Annotated in this window: 12 protein-coding genes and 1 tRNA gene; 6 read left to right on the forward strand and 7 right to left on the reverse strand. The window is 26.8% G+C overall.

The window, feature by feature from the left end:
* The first annotated feature begins 407 nt into the window (after positions 1-407).
* The 6 genes from rpsP to sufU all read left to right on the forward strand — a co-directional run bounded on the left by rpsP (position 408) and on the right by sufU (position 4,843).
* Positions 408-671 carry a 30S ribosomal protein S16 gene (gene rpsP, locus AYWB_RS01495; RefSeq protein WP_011412587.1) on the forward strand — a complete coding sequence of 88 codons (264 nt, stop codon included), beginning with the start codon at positions 408-410 and terminating at the stop codon, positions 669-671.
* A gap of 58 nt (positions 672-729) precedes the next feature.
* Entirely contained in the window at positions 730-1,458 is a 729-nt protein-coding gene (gene trmD / locus AYWB_RS01500) for a tRNA (guanosine(37)-N1)-methyltransferase TrmD (protein ID WP_011412588.1), read from the forward strand.
* 42 nt (positions 1,459-1,500) lie between these two features.
* Positions 1,501-1,857, forward strand: a complete 357-nt coding sequence (gene rplS / locus AYWB_RS01505) for a 50S ribosomal protein L19 (RefSeq protein ID WP_011412589.1) — start codon at positions 1,501-1,503, stop codon at positions 1,855-1,857.
* Position 1,858: 1 nt separating this feature from the next.
* The gene (tyrS, locus tag AYWB_RS01510) at positions 1,859-3,100 is read left to right on the forward strand and encodes a tyrosine--tRNA ligase (protein ID WP_041639831.1); all 1,242 of its coding nucleotides are present in this window, start codon (positions 1,859-1,861) and stop codon (positions 3,098-3,100) included.
* 77 nt (positions 3,101-3,177) lie between these two features.
* Positions 3,178-4,398: an aminotransferase class V-fold PLP-dependent enzyme gene (locus AYWB_RS01515; protein ID WP_011412591.1), complete on the forward strand. Its 1,221-nt coding sequence runs from the start codon at positions 3,178-3,180 to the stop codon at positions 4,396-4,398.
* Position 4,399: 1 nt separating this feature from the next.
* Positions 4,400-4,843, forward strand: coding sequence for a Fe-S cluster assembly sulfur transfer protein SufU (gene sufU / locus AYWB_RS01520; RefSeq protein ID WP_011412592.1), 444 nt, complete (start codon positions 4,400-4,402; stop codon positions 4,841-4,843).
* Positions 4,844-4,896: 53 nt separating this feature from the next.
* Here the strand turns inward: sufU and trpS are convergent, their stop codons facing one another.
* The 7 genes from trpS to AYWB_RS01555 all read right to left on the reverse strand — a co-directional run bounded on the left by trpS (position 4,897) and on the right by AYWB_RS01555 (position 17,422).
* Positions 4,897-5,901, reverse strand: coding sequence for a tryptophan--tRNA ligase (gene trpS / locus AYWB_RS01525; RefSeq protein ID WP_041640005.1), 1,005 nt, complete (start codon positions 5,899-5,901; stop codon positions 4,897-4,899).
* A gap of 112 nt (positions 5,902-6,013) precedes the next feature.
* Positions 6,014-10,720, reverse strand: coding sequence for a PolC-type DNA polymerase III (locus tag AYWB_RS01530; RefSeq protein ID WP_238374425.1), 4,707 nt, complete (start codon positions 10,718-10,720; stop codon positions 6,014-6,016).
* 167 nt (positions 10,721-10,887) lie between these two features.
* Positions 10,888-10,972: transfer RNA gene (locus AYWB_RS01535), tRNA-Leu, on the reverse strand.
* 185 nt (positions 10,973-11,157) lie between these two features.
* A complete protein-coding gene (locus tag AYWB_RS01540) occupies positions 11,158-12,105 on the reverse strand; it encodes an ABC transporter permease subunit (protein ID WP_011412595.1) in 948 nt (315 codons plus the stop codon).
* A gap of 22 nt (positions 12,106-12,127) precedes the next feature.
* Positions 12,128-14,017, reverse strand: coding sequence for an ABC transporter substrate-binding protein/permease (locus tag AYWB_RS01545; protein WP_011412596.1), 1,890 nt, complete (start codon positions 14,015-14,017; stop codon positions 12,128-12,130).
* A gap of 178 nt (positions 14,018-14,195) precedes the next feature.
* Positions 14,196-15,869, reverse strand: coding sequence for an arginine--tRNA ligase (gene argS / locus AYWB_RS01550; RefSeq protein ID WP_041639833.1), 1,674 nt, complete (start codon positions 15,867-15,869; stop codon positions 14,196-14,198).
* A gap of 674 nt (positions 15,870-16,543) precedes the next feature.
* A complete protein-coding gene (locus AYWB_RS01555; RefSeq protein ID WP_011412598.1) occupies positions 16,544-17,422 on the reverse strand; it encodes a deoxyribonuclease IV in 879 nt (292 codons plus the stop codon).
* Positions 17,423-17,446: the final 24 nt, after the last annotated feature.

A 17,446-nucleotide genomic window follows, 5' to 3' on the forward strand; every position in this document is an offset into this window, starting at 1 on the left:
ATAACCCAATATTAAAAAAATAATTATAGGAAAAGCCAAGACAAAAAGACATTCCAAAGAATAAATATTTCCCCCAAAGACTTGTTTTGGTTTTTCTTTTTGGCTTTGTCTTGGAATGATTTTAATATTTTATTTTTTTTGAAAACAACAAAGCACACTATTTTCATCAAAATCACTCCCTTTATTATTTAATTGTTATTGATTTTTAAACATTTTTTAATGTACTGAAATATCTTTCACCTTAATTAAAATCTCCAAAAGATTTTATTTTTTAAGAATTCATCAAAAAACATTTTTTCCATCTTTTTTATCAAAAACACTTGACAATTCAGTTATTTTATGTGATAATATTTAAGATGAACTTTTTAATTTACGATTAATAAAAAAATAGAAAGTGGGTTTTTATTATGGCAATAAAAATGCGTTTACAACGTTTCGGAGTGCATAAAAGACCTTTTTACAGAGTAGTTGCAAGTGAATCTAAAAATGCTAGAGATGGTAAATTTTTAGAAATTTTAGGAACTTATGACACTATTTTAGATATTGTTGAATTAGACCACAACAAAGCACAAAAATGGTTATCAAATGGCGCTCAACCAACCAAAACAGTCAAAAAAGTATTTAAAAAAAGCAAATTTGTTGCAAAAAATAAAACTAAATTTGAAAAATAATTTTTTTTCAATTTCAAAAATAAATGAAAGTGCCTTTAACGGTTAAAAACTAAATTTTATGATTATTGAAATTATAACTATTTTTCCGTCTTTTTTTAAAAGTTTTTGTGAAACTTCCATTATTAAAAGAGCTTTAGAACAAAAAAAAGTTCAAATAAAAATTCATGATTTAAGAATTTATAGTTCAAATAAACATAATCAAGTAGATGATAGTGTTTATGGGGGAGGAGTTGGAATGTTGCTTTCTTTCCCTCCTTTTTTTGATTGTCTGCAAAAAATAAAAACCCCCCAAAGTAAAGTTATTTTATTATCTCCTCAAGGACAAATTTTTAATCAAATACATGCCACTAATTTTGCCCAAAAAGAAACTCATTTAATTATTTTATGCGGTAATTATGAAGGAGTTGATGCAAGAATATTGCAATATATTGATGCAGAAATTTCCATAGGTGATTATGTTTTGACAGGAGGAGAAATCGCTGCTACTGTTTTGGTTGATGCAATTACAAGACTGATTCCAGGAGTTATCAAAGAACAATCTTATCTTGAAGATTCCCATCAACAAGGCTTGCTTAAATATCCTCAATATACCCGCCCGCAAAATTATTTTAATCACGTAGTACCTACTATTTTGTTATCTGGAAACCATGCTAAAATAAGATCTTGGCGCCAAAAAGAAAGTTTAAAAAAAACTTTGCAAAAAAGACCTGATCTTTTGGAAAATAAAAAATTAACTTTAGAACAAACCAAACTTTTAAAAGAAATTAAACAAGAATTACAAAAATAATGCAAAAAATTATTTGTTTGAATTAAACAAAGGAGCAAAATTATGTCTCAATTAAAAGGACAAAATTTAATAGAATCAGTTAACCAACATCAACTTAAAGATGTCCCTTTTTTCAAACCTGGAGATACAGTTAAAGTATTGATCAAAATTGATGAAGGAAACCGCAAAAGGGTTCAAATTTTTGAAGGTTTAGTTATTAAACGTCAAGGAAGATTAGTTACAGAAACTTTTACTGTAAGAAAAATATTTGCTGGTGTAGGAATTGAATTAACTTTCCCAGTACATTCCCCTACTAACGAGAAAATAGAAGTAGTTAGTCGCGGTATCGTTCGTCGCGCGAAATTGCATTATGTTCGCAACCTTTCTTCTAAAGCTTCTCGCATTAAAGAACAAAGATAAAATGTCTTTTTATGAAGAATTAAAATGGCGTAATTTAATTAAAGATTGTAACAATGAAATACAAGTTAAAGAATTATTAGACAATAACCAAGTTAAGTTTTACTGTGGGTTTGATCCTACTTCTCATTCTTTAACAGTTGGTCATTTAATTCAAATAACAATGATTTTATTAATGCAAAGACAAGGGCATCTACCCGTTATTTTAGTTGGTGGGGCTACGGGTTTAATAGGAGACCCCAAAGAAACCGAAGAAAGAAAATTACTATCCTTAGAAAATTCATTGCAAAATGCTAAAAGTATTGAATCTCAACTCAAAACCATATTGTTAAACAAACAAGTAGAATTTGTTAATAATTATCAATGGCTTTCTCAAATAGATATCATTTCTTTTCTCAGAAACTACGGAAAATTTTTTAACATTAACTATATGCTTTCCAAACACGTAGTAGCCAAAAGGCTTGCTTCTGGTATCTCTTTTACTGAATTTTCTTATATGATTTTGCAATCTTTAGATTTTCATCATTTATACAAAAATCATAAAGTTAGATTACAATTAGGTGGTTCTGATCAATGGGGAAATATTACAAGCGGACTAGAAATAATTAGAAAATTAGAAAAAAAATCTGATGCCCTAGGAGTTAGTACTCCTCTTTTGTTAAATTCAGATGGCACTAAATTTGGAAAAAGTGAAAAAAGGGTTTTATGGTTAAATCCTTTAATGACTTCACCTTATGAAATTTATCAATATTTTTTAAATGTTTCTGATAAAGAAGTAATCAATTATTTAAAAATGCTTACTTTAATCCCCAAGAAAGGAATTTTGGAATTAGAAAAAAAAACCTTAGAAAATCCCCAAAAAAGATTAGCTCAAAAAGCTCTCACCCAAAGCATTATTAATTTAATTCATTCCTCAGATATTTTACAAGAATGTATAAAAACTAACCAAATTTTATTTTCTAATGCTAAAAAAGAATCTTTCCAAGAGAAAGATTTTATTTTATTGCAAAAAACTTTGTTTTGTCATTCTATAAAAGAAGATATTTTATTAGTTGATGCTTTAGTTCAAACAAAACTGGCAACTTCTAAAAGCGAAGCTCGTGAATTTATCAAAGACAACACAATTAAATTATTTAATCAAAAAATCAAATCCCTTGATTTTATAATAACAAAAGAAAACACTTTATTTGGTAAATATATCCTTTTAAAAAAAGGAAAAAAAAATAACGCTTTAATAGTCTTTTAATTATTAATAACTTTTTATTTATTTTATTAATTTATTTATAAAAAAAATATGTTTTAACAAATTAAGAGGTTTCCAAAATGCAAAATAATCCTTTTCGCTGTCTTTTCCCGATTTTCAAAACTAACCCTAAGCTTGTTTACTTTGATAATGCTGCTACTTCTTTAAAACCTCAAAAAGTAATAGATGAATTGACTAGATTTTATAACACAAACGGACTTAATACCAAATCTTTTGGAGTTTTGACTAATCAAAACACTTTACTAATTAACGAAACAAGAATTAAAACAGCTAATTTTATTAATGCTAAACCAGAAGAAATTATTTTTACCAAAGGAACTACTGATTCTTTAAATATATTATCTCAAAATTTAGGAGAAACCCTTCAAGAAGGTGATGAAATCATTACATCAGAATTAGAACATAATTCTTCTGTGCTTCCTTGGATTAAACAAGCTAAATTAAAAAAAGCAAAATTAATTTTTGTTCCCCTAAACGAACAAAATCAAATAACTGTAGAAAATTTTGCTAAGGTTTTAACAAGCAAAACTAAAATAGTTGTTTTAACTCATGTTTCTAATTTACTAGGGTACGAAACTCCCATTAAAGAAATAACAACTTTAGCTCACCAAAAAAACATTTTAGTTATTTTAGATGCTGCCCAATCATCAAGCCACCTACCCATAGACGTTAAATTTTTAGACGTAGATTTTTTAGCATTTTCATCACACAAATTATACGGTCCTTTTGGAATAGGGATTTTATTTGGTAAAAATCATTTATTAGAACAATTACAACCTACTTTATTTGGAGGCGTTTCAATTAAAGAATTTTCTTTAAAACATTTTTTACTCAACGAAGTTCCTAATAAATTCGAATCAGGAACTCCTAATATTTCAGGAATTCTTGCTTTCAAAAAAGCTTTAGAATTTGTGGAAGAAATTGGTTTTGAAAACATCCAAAAACATGAAAAAAAGATTTATCAAAATATAATGAAAGAATTAAAGCAAATTCCTAATATTACAATTTACAATCCCCAAAATTTTTCTAATATCATTACTTTTAACTTTAATCAAATTCATGCTCACGATGCAGAAGTTTTTTTATCTCAGGAAAATATTTATGTAAGAACTGGTAGATGTTGTGCCTTTTTAGCTACTCAAAAAATAAAACAAACAAGTATAATTAGGGTTTCTATAGGTATCCACAACAACCAAGAAGACGTTGGTATTTTAATTAAAAACTTAAAAAAAACGCAAACTTTCTTCTCCAAATTTAATATAAATAAATCAAGGCATTAAAATGTTAGAAATAAATAAATTATATCGTGATTTAATTATTAAACATTATCAAGAACCTCAAAATTGGGGGCTTTCTCAAGACCCTGATTTTATAAACATAACTAATAAAAATGTTTCTTGTGGTGATTCTATTTCGTTACAAATCAAAATCTTAAATTCAAAATTAATAGATATTAAATACGAAACTCAAGCTTGCGCTATTTGTTGTGCTTCAGCAAGTTTGATGTCTATAAATTTTAAAAATATAGAAATTTCAAAAATATTAGAAAAAATAAACCATTTTTTAGCTATGATTAATAATCAAATGTATGATGAAACTCAACTCGACAAAGAATTACTATTATTTAAACATTTTATTAATTTTCCTGGAAGAGTTACTTGTATAAGTCTTCCTTGGAAATCTTTACAAGAATTAATTAAAACACACAATAAAAAAAGTTATTAAATAAAAAAGACAACCTTTTTAAGGTTGTCTTTTTTATTTAATAAATATATAAATCAAAATCTCGAAATACCTAATTTTTTTCGCACCTGTTCGATTTTTTTCTCTGCAATCAAGGAAGCTTTTTGGGCTCCTTTATTTAAAATATCATCCAATTTTGCACTATTAATTAATTGATAAAATTTTTGTTGCAAAGGCACAACAAAATTAATTATTTCTTCACCAATTTTATCTTTAAAATCTTTATAATTACTTTTTTGAAAAAGTTTTTCACTTTCAAAAATACTAATTTGCTTTAAAGAAGCATAAATGGTTAAAAGATTGGAAATTCCAGATTTATTTTCCGGATCATATTTAATTATTTTTTGGGAATCTGTAACAGTTTGGGCAATTTTAATTTTAATTATTTGAGGATCATCTAAAAGTAAAATATAGCTTTTTGGATTTTCCGTATCACTTTTACTCATTTTTTTCAAAGGATTTTGCAAAGATTTTATTTTTGAACCCAAAGGATTAAAAAAAGGTTTCGGAACAACAAAAGTATTACCATATAAATTGTTAAATCTTGTAGCCAAAGTTTTAGTTAATTCTAAATGTTGTTTTTGATCTTTTCCGATAGGCACTAAATTTGCATCATACATCAAAATATCAGCTGCCATTAATGTGGGGTAAGTAAATAAAGAAGTTCTTATATTTTTTGAATTAATTTTGTTTTTTTCCTTATATTGAATCATTCTTTGTAGTTCAGAAAAATAAGAAGTGCATTCCAAGAGATAACACAAATAAGTATGTTGTGATACTTCAGATTGAACAAACAAATTTATTTTTTCAGGATCAAGTCCTGCTGCCAAATAAAGAGCTGCTATTTTTTTGATTTGTTTTTTAAGTTTTTGAGGTTCTTGATAAAAAGTAAGGGCATGCAAGTCAGCTATAAAAAGATAAAAATCAAAATTTTTTAAGTTTTTTTGTAAATATAATAAAGGTTTCAAAACTCCAATATAATTTCCTAAAGTAAGATCCCCTGTTGGTTTGATGCCTGACACTAATCTTTTATTTGGTATCAATTTTAGCACCTCCTTTTTGATTTTTTTGAAAAATGATTTATTATAGCAAAATCATCTTTAATATTTTTGTGGATTGAATCAAATTTATTTATTATTCGTTTTTTTATTTTCATTCATCTTCTAAAGATTCTAAAAGATTTTCTTGTTTTGCTTTGGCTAAAATAGTTTTGTTAATTTTAGAACGAGTTGCAAAATCCGCTTTAGTAAATGGTTTTTCTTGACGCGCCTCTACAATTTTATTAGCAGCAATCAAACCTAGACCATCAAGCGAAAGCAATGGCATCCTTAAAAATCCACCATCTTCTATTTTTAAAACACTAACATCTGATTTATTAAAATCAACAGTTAAAAATTTAAAACCACGATGTACCATTTCTTCGGCTATTTTTAAAGTATTGATTAAAGCTTCTTCTTTGGCTTTGATCTTTTTGCTTTTTTTTAATTCTGCAAGCTTATTTAACTTTTCTTTAATAATTTTTATATCGTTGCTAATCATTGTTTGGTGGTCGAATTGTTCTGTTCTTTTAGAAAAATAACCACTATAAAAAGCTAATGGTGCATGCATTTTAAACCATGCAATCCTCAAAGCCATAATAACATAAGCAGTGGCGTGCGCTTTAGGGAATAAATATTTAATTTTAGCTGCAGAATCAATGTACCAAGCTTCTACTTTGTCTTTCATTTCTTGTTTGTATTTTTTCCATGTTTGAAAATCATCTTGGGGTTTGCCTTTGCGTATAAATTCCATAATATCAAAAGCTTTTAAAGGATCAATCCCTTTTTCTTGTAGTTGTAACATAATATCATCACGGCAACCAATTATATCATCAAAAGAAATAGTTTTGTTTTTGTATTTTTCAAATTCGCCTGTTTTGTTGATAGCATCTCTGGCGTTTTGGTTCCAAACATCAGTTCCATGTGAAAGTCCTGAAATTTTTACTAAAGCAGCAAAATTAATTTTAATTGCTTTTTTTTGTGAATTTTGTTTAGTTGTTGTTAAATCTTTTAACATTTGTTTGACAAAAATAGTTCCAAATTCAGGAATACCCAAAGAATCAATAGTTATTTTGTTTCCTGAATTTACAGAAGAATTAATTTTGAACTCGTTGGAAAACAATTTATAAACTTCAGGATCATCTACAGGAATATCTTGGGCTCTTGTAAAAGGGAAATTCCCTGAATTTTCTTTAACATAATCCATCAAAAATTTAATCATCATAGGATCATCGTGTCCTAAAATATCTAATTTAAAAAGATTTTGCTCAAAAGAGTGATAATCAAAATGAGTAGTTTTCCAATTGGTGTCATTAGCTGGATATTGGACAGGAGTTACTTCATAAATGCTTCGATCAGGCGGTACAACAACAATTCCTCCTGGATGCTGGCCATTAGAACGTTTAACCCCTTGGATTTTGTTGGCAATTTGGGCTACTTTTTGTTTACGCCATTGTTTTTGTTTTTCTTCTACGAAACCCATTGTATAACCATAAGCGTTTCTTTGTGCAACAGTCTGGATGGTTCCTGCTCTAAAAGCGTGCTTTTCTCCTAATAATTCTTTAATGTAATTGTGGGCTTGGCTTTGGTAATCGCCTGCAAAATTTAGATCAATATCAGGAGTTTTATTGCCTTCAAAGCCTAGAAAAGTTTCAAAAGGAATATCATGGCCGTTTTTTTTGAATTGGGCGTTGCATTTGGGGCAAGGCATGTTTGGCAAATCATATCCCGAAAAAACATTATCAAGCTCTTTGTGGTATTTTTCCTCTTCTGGTTTGTAATATTGTTCTTTTTCTTGGGGTTTTTTTAATTGGACAATAGTGTAGTTGCATTGAGGGCAATAATAATGCGGTTTTAACGGATTTACTTCGGTAATTTCTAACATAGTCGCCACTAAAGAAGAACCAATTGAACCACGTGATCCTACTAAATAACCTTTTGCCAAAGAATTTTTAACTAATAAATGTGATAAATAATAAACAGGAGCAATATTTTGATTAGTTTTTTCGTTTTTTGTCTCTCCGATAATGCTTTTTAACTCTTGATCCAATCTTTTTTTAATTAAAGGGTGGGGGGGTGAACCGTACATTTGTTTAACTTTTGCATCAACTAAACGTTTAATTTCTTCTTTAATGCTTGGTATTTGTAAGTTTTTTTTGAAAGCATCATCTTTGAAAGAAAATAGTTCCGAAGAAAAAGATTTTATTTTTTCAATTTTGGAATTAAGCAAATGAGTATTTGAAATTACAATTTTATAAATCAAGTTTTCATCGTGTAAAAAAGCAAATGCATCTATCATTTCTTGGGTAGTTAAAAGGTGGTTTTCTGGTAAGTTTTTATTTTCGTATCTAGATAATTTGTGTAAGCCGCCTCCTACCATTTTGGCACTAATATAAATTTCACGATAATCTTTTTCCCAAGGATGAATATAATGAACGTCTCCGGTGGCAATTACTATTTTTGCTTGTTTTTGGGCTTCTGTTATGATTGTTTTGAGAGTAGTTTCAATTATTTGAATCCCGTTTTTACCTAAATCATGAATTAAATGTTTATAAGCTTGTGGAGGTTGTACTTCGATGTAATCATAAAAAGAAATAGCTCTTTGTAATTTGAAAATATTTTGATTGAGAGCTATTTCAAAAATATTGCTATTCATGCAACCACTACCTACTAAAAGACCTTGTCTTAAATTTGCTAAATTAGATTTTAAAACACGAGGTCTTTTGTTAAAATCTTTAGTTAAAGCGTTGCTTAAAAGTTCAAAAAGATTGCGATAACCCGTTTGGTTAGCCACTAAAATATTGATGTGATAAGGTCTTTCGTATTTGTGATCAATTTTTTCTTGTAATTCAAAAAAATTAATTACTTGTTCGTTTTTGGGATCTTTGGTTGGATCTGCTAATTGATCAATCATTTTGATAAAAATTTCTGATGTGGCAGTGGCATCCGCAAGTGCACGGTGATGGTCTTCTAATTTGACTTTGAAAACAGTTGCTAATCTTTTTAAAGAAAAATATTTTAATAAATTGCTGAAATAACGTTGAGACAATGCCATGGTATCAATAATAGGTTTTGGTTCTAAAGATATTTTTAGTTCTTTTGCTTTTTCTTTTAAAAAATCAACATCAAAAGAAGCGTTGTGAGCCACCAAAACACAGTCTTTGGCAAAAGCTAAAAATTGTGGCAAAACTTGGTCAATTGTTTGTTGTCCTTGAAGCATTTCATCCGTAATATTGGTAATATTTGTGATAGTTTTGGTTAGTTTTTGTTGCGGGTCAATAAATTTTTGGAACTCGCCTATTTTATTTCCGTTTTTGATTTTTATTCCAGCGATTTCAATAATTTTGTCACGAACATTAGATAATCCAGTAGTTTCCAAGTCAAAAACCACATAAGTAGCTTCTTTTAAAACAAAATCTTTTTCTAAATTATCTTCTTTTTGATTGGTGATATAAATAGGTTTTTCTTCAATAAAATCAACTTCCACTCCATAAATAGGTTTGATTTTTTTATTTTTGGAATGTTGGTTAATTTCAGGATAAGCATAAATGCCGTCATGATCTGTAAAAGCGATCGCTTCGTGTCCCCATGATTCTGCTATTTGTAAATATTCTTTGGCGCTGTTAATGGCGTCTAAATTAGACATTTTAGTATGAGTGTGAAATTCAATTCTTTTTTTGCCTCGAAAACCCAAGTCTTTGCGGATTAATGAAGGCGAAATTGAATCTGATTCTAAGGTTTCGTATTTTTCCATAATTAAATGAACATCGTCCCAAGCACTATAATTAATTCGAGCTGTGATTCTAAATAATTGTCCAGTTTGGTAATTGGATTTTAAAAATTGTTCTTTTTCATCTTTGGAAACTTTTTTTTGAATTAAAATAGCATCTTTATTTTCGATAGAAAAATCATTGCTGTTTTCTTCTATAACAAATTTTAAATAAGAATACTGAAAATTAATTTCTTTAATAGGGTGAGCTAAAAAACCTTCAACAATTACATAAGTATTGGGGTTTTGGCATTTTAATTCTTCAAGCTCTTGTTTATTTTTAGGAAGGTCTTTTATTTTTGTTTTTTTAGTTGTCATTTTAGAATTGCTATTATAAGCTCCTTTATTATAATTATATTTTTTTTGTTGGGGTGTTGTTTTTACTTGTTTTGTTTGTTCTGTTTGATAAGTTTGGTTTTCTTTGTTATTTAGATTTTTTTCTTGATTTTGTTCGTTGGAGTTGGTTTGATTATTTGGATTTTGTTGCGACTCTTCGATTTCAATATTTGTGGATTTTTTTCTATTTATATCAATTTTTCTATCTGTTGATAAGATAAATTCATTTTTAAAACCATAAAATTTAGAAAAAAAATCTTTAAGAATTCCTATTTTTTTGTTTAAACATTTAAATGCATTAGGATTTACAAAAATGATAAATTTGCCATTTTGAAAATTTACTTGGTGATTTTGAATTGCAAAATAATCTAAATCATGATATTTTTTTTTAAAACTGGCTTGGGTTATAATATATTTAAAATAACTTTCTGCCAAAGATTCTAGATAATCCCAATTTTCAAAATCGATGTGGTATTCAATTTGGGGTAAATTAGGTTTGTTTTCATCTTGTTTTTTCCATAAAATAGTTAATTCTTGGAGTAATTGTTCTAAAAAAAATTCTAAATCACAAATAAAAGGCAAATGTTTAAATGTGATTTGTAAAACCCATTTTGGTTTTTTTTGGCAAACTGATATTTTTTTTACTTGAGGATTTTGAAAATATTTTTTGCAAAAACCTTTTTTTTTGATAAAATGTTTAAATGAATGATTATACACAATAAATACCACCTAATAGTTGATCAGGAAAAGATCCTATAAATCAAAATTTTTTGTTTCAAATCGTTTTTTAAAAAATAAAACAAATAAAAATTACATGAAATTCATGTAATTTTTATTTGTTTTATTTTTTTTCATAGATGTAATTATAAATAAAAATAAATTAATGGTACTGATGGTCGGACTCGAACCGACATGAGTATTGCTCGCTTGATTTTGAGTCAAGTGCGTCTACCATTCCGCCACATCAGCTTTTGTTTTTTTTAAATGATAAAAATATCATACTTATATATTATATCAAGTTTTATTTTGATTTTTATTTTTTTTCATTAAAATCATAAACCAAAATAATATTTACACGTATGTGCCACCCAAAAAAGACCACATTAGCTAATGGCCTTTTATCAAGTTTAGTTGTTAAATCTTTGGAAAATTATTTATTTATAAATGATATTTTTATTAAATATTTTGTTTAATAAATTAGCAATACTAATGATGCTTAAATAAAAAAAAGATATCATCACAAAAGGAAGAATCGGATTAAAGGTAGAGCCCATATTGCTTTGCGCTTGCCAAGAAAGTTCGGTAATTCCTATAATGGCAAAAAAAGAACTATCTTTAATGTTTGTTATGAATTGTTGGACAATAAAAGGTACTGATCTTTTTAAAGTTTGAGGAAAGACAATAGAGAAAAAAACTTGCTTTTTTTTCATCCCCAAAGAATGAGCGGCTTCAATTTGTCCTTTATCTAAGAATTTAATATTTTGCATTAAAATTACAGTAATGTTTGCTAAAGAATTAATTACTAAAACAAAAAGCCCTGCATATAAACGTTTAATTTCAAAAAGATCTTTGCAAAGATAGCCAATACCATAAAAAACAAGCATTGCTTGGGCAGCTACAGGAATTCCTTTTAAAATAAAAAATAAAGTATCTAAAAAATAAGTTATTCCTTTATTAATGTTAGATATTATTTTATTATTGGATTGAGAGTTTTTAATTAAAATATATAAAGTTGCTAATAAAAAGCCAATAATAAGACTGTCAATGGCTAAAATTAAAGTAGTTTTGAGGCCTTCTAGATAAGATGGAAAAGTTTCTTTGATTTGATACCAAGTAGTATTTTTAGAAAGTATGTCTTTGTTGTTGCCAAAAACTCTTTTTAATCTTGTTTCTGATTCGCCTTCTAATGTTTTTATTTGATTGTCTATTTGGTTTTTTGTTTTAGTTGAAAAATGCCATCCAAATACTGAAAAATGTAACCATATTAAAAATATAGAACTAATTGATAATGTAATAATTTTGAATATTTTTATATTGTTTTCTTTTTGGAAAATATTTTTTAAAAATGAGTTTTTATTAATAAAATTAATGAAATTGTTCACTTCCTTTTCTATTCTTTTTCTTTTATTTTTTCAATTTGTTAATATTTTTTTCTAAAATTTTGCTTAAAAAACCAGTCATACTAATAATTATTAAATAAAAAAAAGATATCATCACAAAAGGAAGAATCGGATTAAAGGTAGAGCCCATATTGCTTTGAGCTTGCCAAGAAAGTTCGGTAATTCCTATAATGGCAAAAAAAGAACTATCCTTAATGTTTGTGATTAGTTGTTGGAAAATAAAAGGCACTGATCTTTTTAAAGTTTGAGGAAAGACAATAAAGAAAAAAACTTGCTTTTGATTCATCCCCAAAGAATGGGATGCCTCAATTTGTCCTTTATCTAAGAATTTAATATTTTGCATTAAAATCATTGTAATACTTGCTAAAGAATTTAGCATCAAAACAAAAATTCCTGCGTGTAAAGGATTTGAACTTCCTTTAAAAAGAAAGGTAATGCTGTAATAAATAAGCATTGCTTGAGCGGCTACAGGAATGCCCTTTAAGACAAAAAACAAAGTATTTATGGAAGTATTTATCATTTTTATTATAGCAACCATCAATAAATTATTTTTGTGAGAATCTAATTTAATATTTTTAATTAAAGTGCATACAATAGCTAATAAAAAACCAATAATAAGACTATCAATGGCTAAAATTAAAGTAGTTTTGAGTCCTTCTAGATAAGATGGAATGGTTTTTTGGGCTTGGATGAAAATGTTTTTTATTGGTAGTTCAATTGTTTCTTTGTTTTCATCAAAAACTTTATCTAGTCTTTCTTTTACTTGTTTTTCTATGTTTGTAATTTGTTTTTCTATTTTCTTTTGATCTTCTACATTAACTTCTTTGCTAGTTTCTTTTAATTCATGAATTTTTTTCTTTAAGTCTATGATGTCTTGGAATTCGCCTTTTTCATCTTTTTCAACTAAATTCAATTCTAACAACGCTTTATTTATGTCTTTTTGTAAATTTGTCATTCTTCTATCTTCATCATTTTTTTTAGGTAAAAATATTCCTAAACCTTGGGGACAAGTAGAATGTTCTAAGTTATCAGAATACACATCAAAATATGTCAAATCTTGATTTATTTCGCAAGCCCATCTAGCTAAACAATTATCTGTTATAAATATATCTGATTTTCCTTGTAAAACATCAGTAAAACATGCAGGCGAACTTGTTAATTCGTTATTTTTGATTACATATTCTTTTTCTTTATTGGTATCTGATTTGATTTTTTCAATTACTGGGATTGCGACAGTATTTAGAAATGTTATAAATTTAATGGGTTTTTCTTTTCCTAAAACTTTTAATTTTTGGCAAAATTCATTATAATTTATTTTTATTTCTTTGATATTTTTTTTGTTTTGTTTGTTTCTTAAATCATCAAATAAATCATCAAATCTTTTGTTGTTTTTTACTACCATGCTAGTTCCAGTTTGCATATAGGTTTTAGAAACATCGTATTTTTCTTTTCTTTTGTCTGTAATACTCAAAGACGAAACTGCGATGTCAATTGTTTCTTGCTCTAAGGCATTAAGAAGTCCTGCAAAATCAAAGACATGAAATTCTAATTCTAAATCTTTAAATTTGTCTATTTTTTTTAATTCTTCTGATATATTGTTTATTAAATCAATATCAAAACCTGCTATATATTCGCCATTTACAGCTTTTTGGGCTCCCTTATTTGGCTCTAAAACTTTAAAAACATTAGGAGCAGAATTGTTGTTAACTCCTACTTTTAAAATGATTTTCTTTTTAAAATGTTTTTTTATATGAAAATATCCAAATGTTGATAAATTCAACCATATTAAAAATAAAAAACTAATTAATAATATAGTAATTTTCAATATTTGGGTTTTATTGGTATTTTGGCAAATGTTTTTAAAAAAATGTTTTTTATTAATGAAAATAATCACTTCCTTCTTTTAATTATTGGGTCGTTGTCTGGTTTTTCTTTTTTAGTTTTTTAGTTTTGTGTTGATTTTTTTGTTTTTTCCAAACCAAAATATTTATTTGTAACAAAATAAAAAAAGTCTTTGCAGACTTTTCTTTGGGATTTAATTGTTTTATGATTTTTTTTTTTAAAAAAAATTACTACATATTTTCTAAAAAAGGAACTCCTAAAATTCTTAAACTTTCTTTAAGAGTAATAAAAACTGCTTGGATCAATAAAAGATTAGTGTTTGTAGTGGTCTTATCATCTGTTAAAATCTTTTCTTGTGAATATAAAAAGTTAACATTTTGAGTTATTTTTAACGTGTATCTTGCCAAAATGCTTGGCATATTGTCTTTTTGGGCTTTTTGCAAAATTAAAGGGAAATAGTCTAATAATTTTGCTAAAATAAAATAATGGCCTTTTTGATAAATGGTTTTGTCAATCAAGCTTATGTCTAGTTTTTCTTTTTTTAAAAGGGAATTTAGACGTGCTGCTGTGTATTGGAGATAAGGGCCTGTTTGTCCTTTGAATTGTAAAATAGTTTCTAAATTAAAATCAATATCTAGATGTCTATCGTTTTTAAGATCATTAAAAATGATGGCTCCTACAGCGATTTTTCGTGCATTTTGGTTGATATCTGATAAATGAGGATTTTTTTCTTCGATGATTTTTTTAGCTAAAATAGTAGCTTGATTAATTACTTCAATTAAGGTAGTAAATTTGTGATTTCTAGTAGAAATTTTTTTCCCATCCATCAAAACTAAACCAAAATTGATGTGTTTTATTTTGGTGTCGCAGTATCCCATTTTTTCAATTATTTGGGCTAATTGTTTAAAGTAAAGTTTTTGTTCGTTTCCTACAACATATAAAATATTTTGACAATTAAAAGTGTTGTAACGATATTTAAAAGTAGTTAGATCTCTTGTTAAATACAAGTTGCTTCCATTAGTTTTTTTCACTAAGCCAGGAGGTAAATTATCAAGTTCTATAAGTAAAACTTTGTCTTCTTCTTTTAAAAGCTTTTTTTGTTCTAATTCTTCAAAAAGATGAGCAATTTTGTCATTATAAAAAGATTCTCCCAAGTAAAAATCAAATGAAATCCCCAAAATATCATAAATTTTGCAAAATTCTTGTAAAGAAACTTCGCGGAACCATTTCCACAAATCGAGATATTTTTGGTTTTGTTGTTCTAATTGCAAAAAAGCAAAATTGGCTTGTTCGTTTAATTCAGGATTGGTTTTAGCTTTTTGATGAAAAAAAACATATAATTTTTGTAGTTCGTTAATTGGGTCTTTTAGTGTTTTTTCTTTATTACCCCATTTTTGATAAGCTACAATCATTTTGCCAAATTGGGTTCCCCAGTCTCCTAAGTGATTTATGCCCACTACCTTAAAACCTAATTTTTGATAAATATTTTTGAGAGCGTTTCCAATAACAGTAGAACGCAGATGACCAACAGAAAAGTTTTTAGCAATATTAGGAGAAGAATAATCAATGACTATGGTTTGATTTTGATTGGGCGAATTACCATAATTAGTTTGTAATTTGTTGATTTTAATTAATATTTTGTGAGCTAATGAAGCTCTTTTAAGTTTGATATTTAAAAAACCGTTTAAAAAAATTAAATCTTGAATTTCGTTTATTGCGACAATTTTTTTTTTTATATTTTCAAAAATAATATGAGGATTGGTTTTGATTTTTTTGGCATAAGCGAACAAAGGTAAAGAAAAATCAAATTTGTCATTTTCCGGTTGTTCTTGTAAAACTAATTCTTCTAATAAAACTTTTTGGATTGCATTTTGGATTTTGTTTTTGGTGGTTTGTAAAATCATGATTGCATTTCCTTTCTTTTTGGATTTTAAAATAAAAATTGATTCCTGAATGACGATAATAAATGATAAAATAATGAAATTATTAAAAACTTTTTTACTTAATTTTTTTCTTGTTATTTTTTTGATAAACATTTTTGATATTTTAAGATATATAAATATATTTTATAAAACTATTATAGCATTTTTTATATTTTGAAATTCCTAATTAAAATTAAAAAAACAACCCTTTAATTTGCAAAAGAGTTGTTAAATAATAAATTATTTTTTTAATTAGGAAAGCAAATATTTTATCTAGTTTTATTAAAGTTTAGTTAATATTTCTTAAAAAATCAACTTTTAAACCAAATTTTAATATTAAAATTAATAAAATAATACCAATAATTATTTTGATGATACTACGCAAAAAGAAAAAAAATAATCCAATGATGAAAGCAATAATTATCATTTGATAATTGGCACTTAATTCATTCCAAAAAGAAAATGTATTGCTTATAATTTGTTTTTTATCGATGATTTCAAAACCTCACTAATAATTGTTTTTTTTTTTTTTGATGTTTAACAATATTAAAATTCTAAAATAGTTTTAGAAAATATTTTAATAAACAATAAACACCAATATTAATTATAAGGGATTTTGGTTTTTTTTCAACTTGTTTTAATGATTGGGGTGTTTTTTAAAATAAATTTTTTAATTCAGGGTTAAAATTTTTGGTTTTAATCATTTCAATTTCATGTTTATAAGGTTCTTTTTCGTTGATATAGGGAGTTTCTAAAATTTTAGGGATACAAACAAAAGCGCGATGATAGATAATTTTGAGTAAAGTTTCAAAACCGATTTTGCCAAAACCGATGTTTTCGTGGCGGTCTTTGTGACTATTACATTCGTTTTTAGAGTCGTTAATATGAATTACAGAGACATTTTGAAAGCCTAAAATGGAATCTATCTTTTGGATAATTTCTTCTAAGTTTTCTTTTAAATCATAGCCAGCATCAAAAAGATGACAAGTATCAAGACAAAAAGAAACTCTTGTTTTGTTTTTAACTAGAGTTCTTATTTGTTGCAATTCTTCTAGTCTTTTACCAATTTCAGTTCCTTTCCCTGCCATAGTTTCTAAGGAAATTTGGGTTTTTAAATGTTTAGTTTTTGCAAAAATTAAATCAAGACTTTGAGCAATTAAACTAATTCCTTCTTGGGGATTTGTTTTGAGATAGTTTCCTGGATGCAAAACCATTTTATTAATTTTCATTGCTGCAAAACGTTCTAATTCTTGTGATAAAAAATCAATTGCAAAAGCTCTTTTAGTTTTGTCGGGATTAGCAAGATTTATAATATAAGGAGCGTGTCCTACCAAATTATTTAAAGATAAATTGTTGTTTTGGGCAATTTTTAAAGCTTCTTTAATTTTTAATTCTTCGGTTTTGCTTCTTATCGTATTTTGTGGAGCACCGCTATAAACCATCAAAGCATTAGCACCATAAGAAATGGCAGTTTGGATGGATCCTTGAAAATTATGTGGTTTTTTCATGGCAACATGGCTTCCTAAAAATAACATAATAAAAGCTCCTTATAGTTATTT

Origin of the sequence: Aster yellows witches'-broom phytoplasma AYWB, assembly GCF_000012225.1 — a bacterium.
Lineage (GTDB): Bacteria > Bacillota_I > Bacilli_A > Acholeplasmatales > Acholeplasmataceae > Phytoplasma.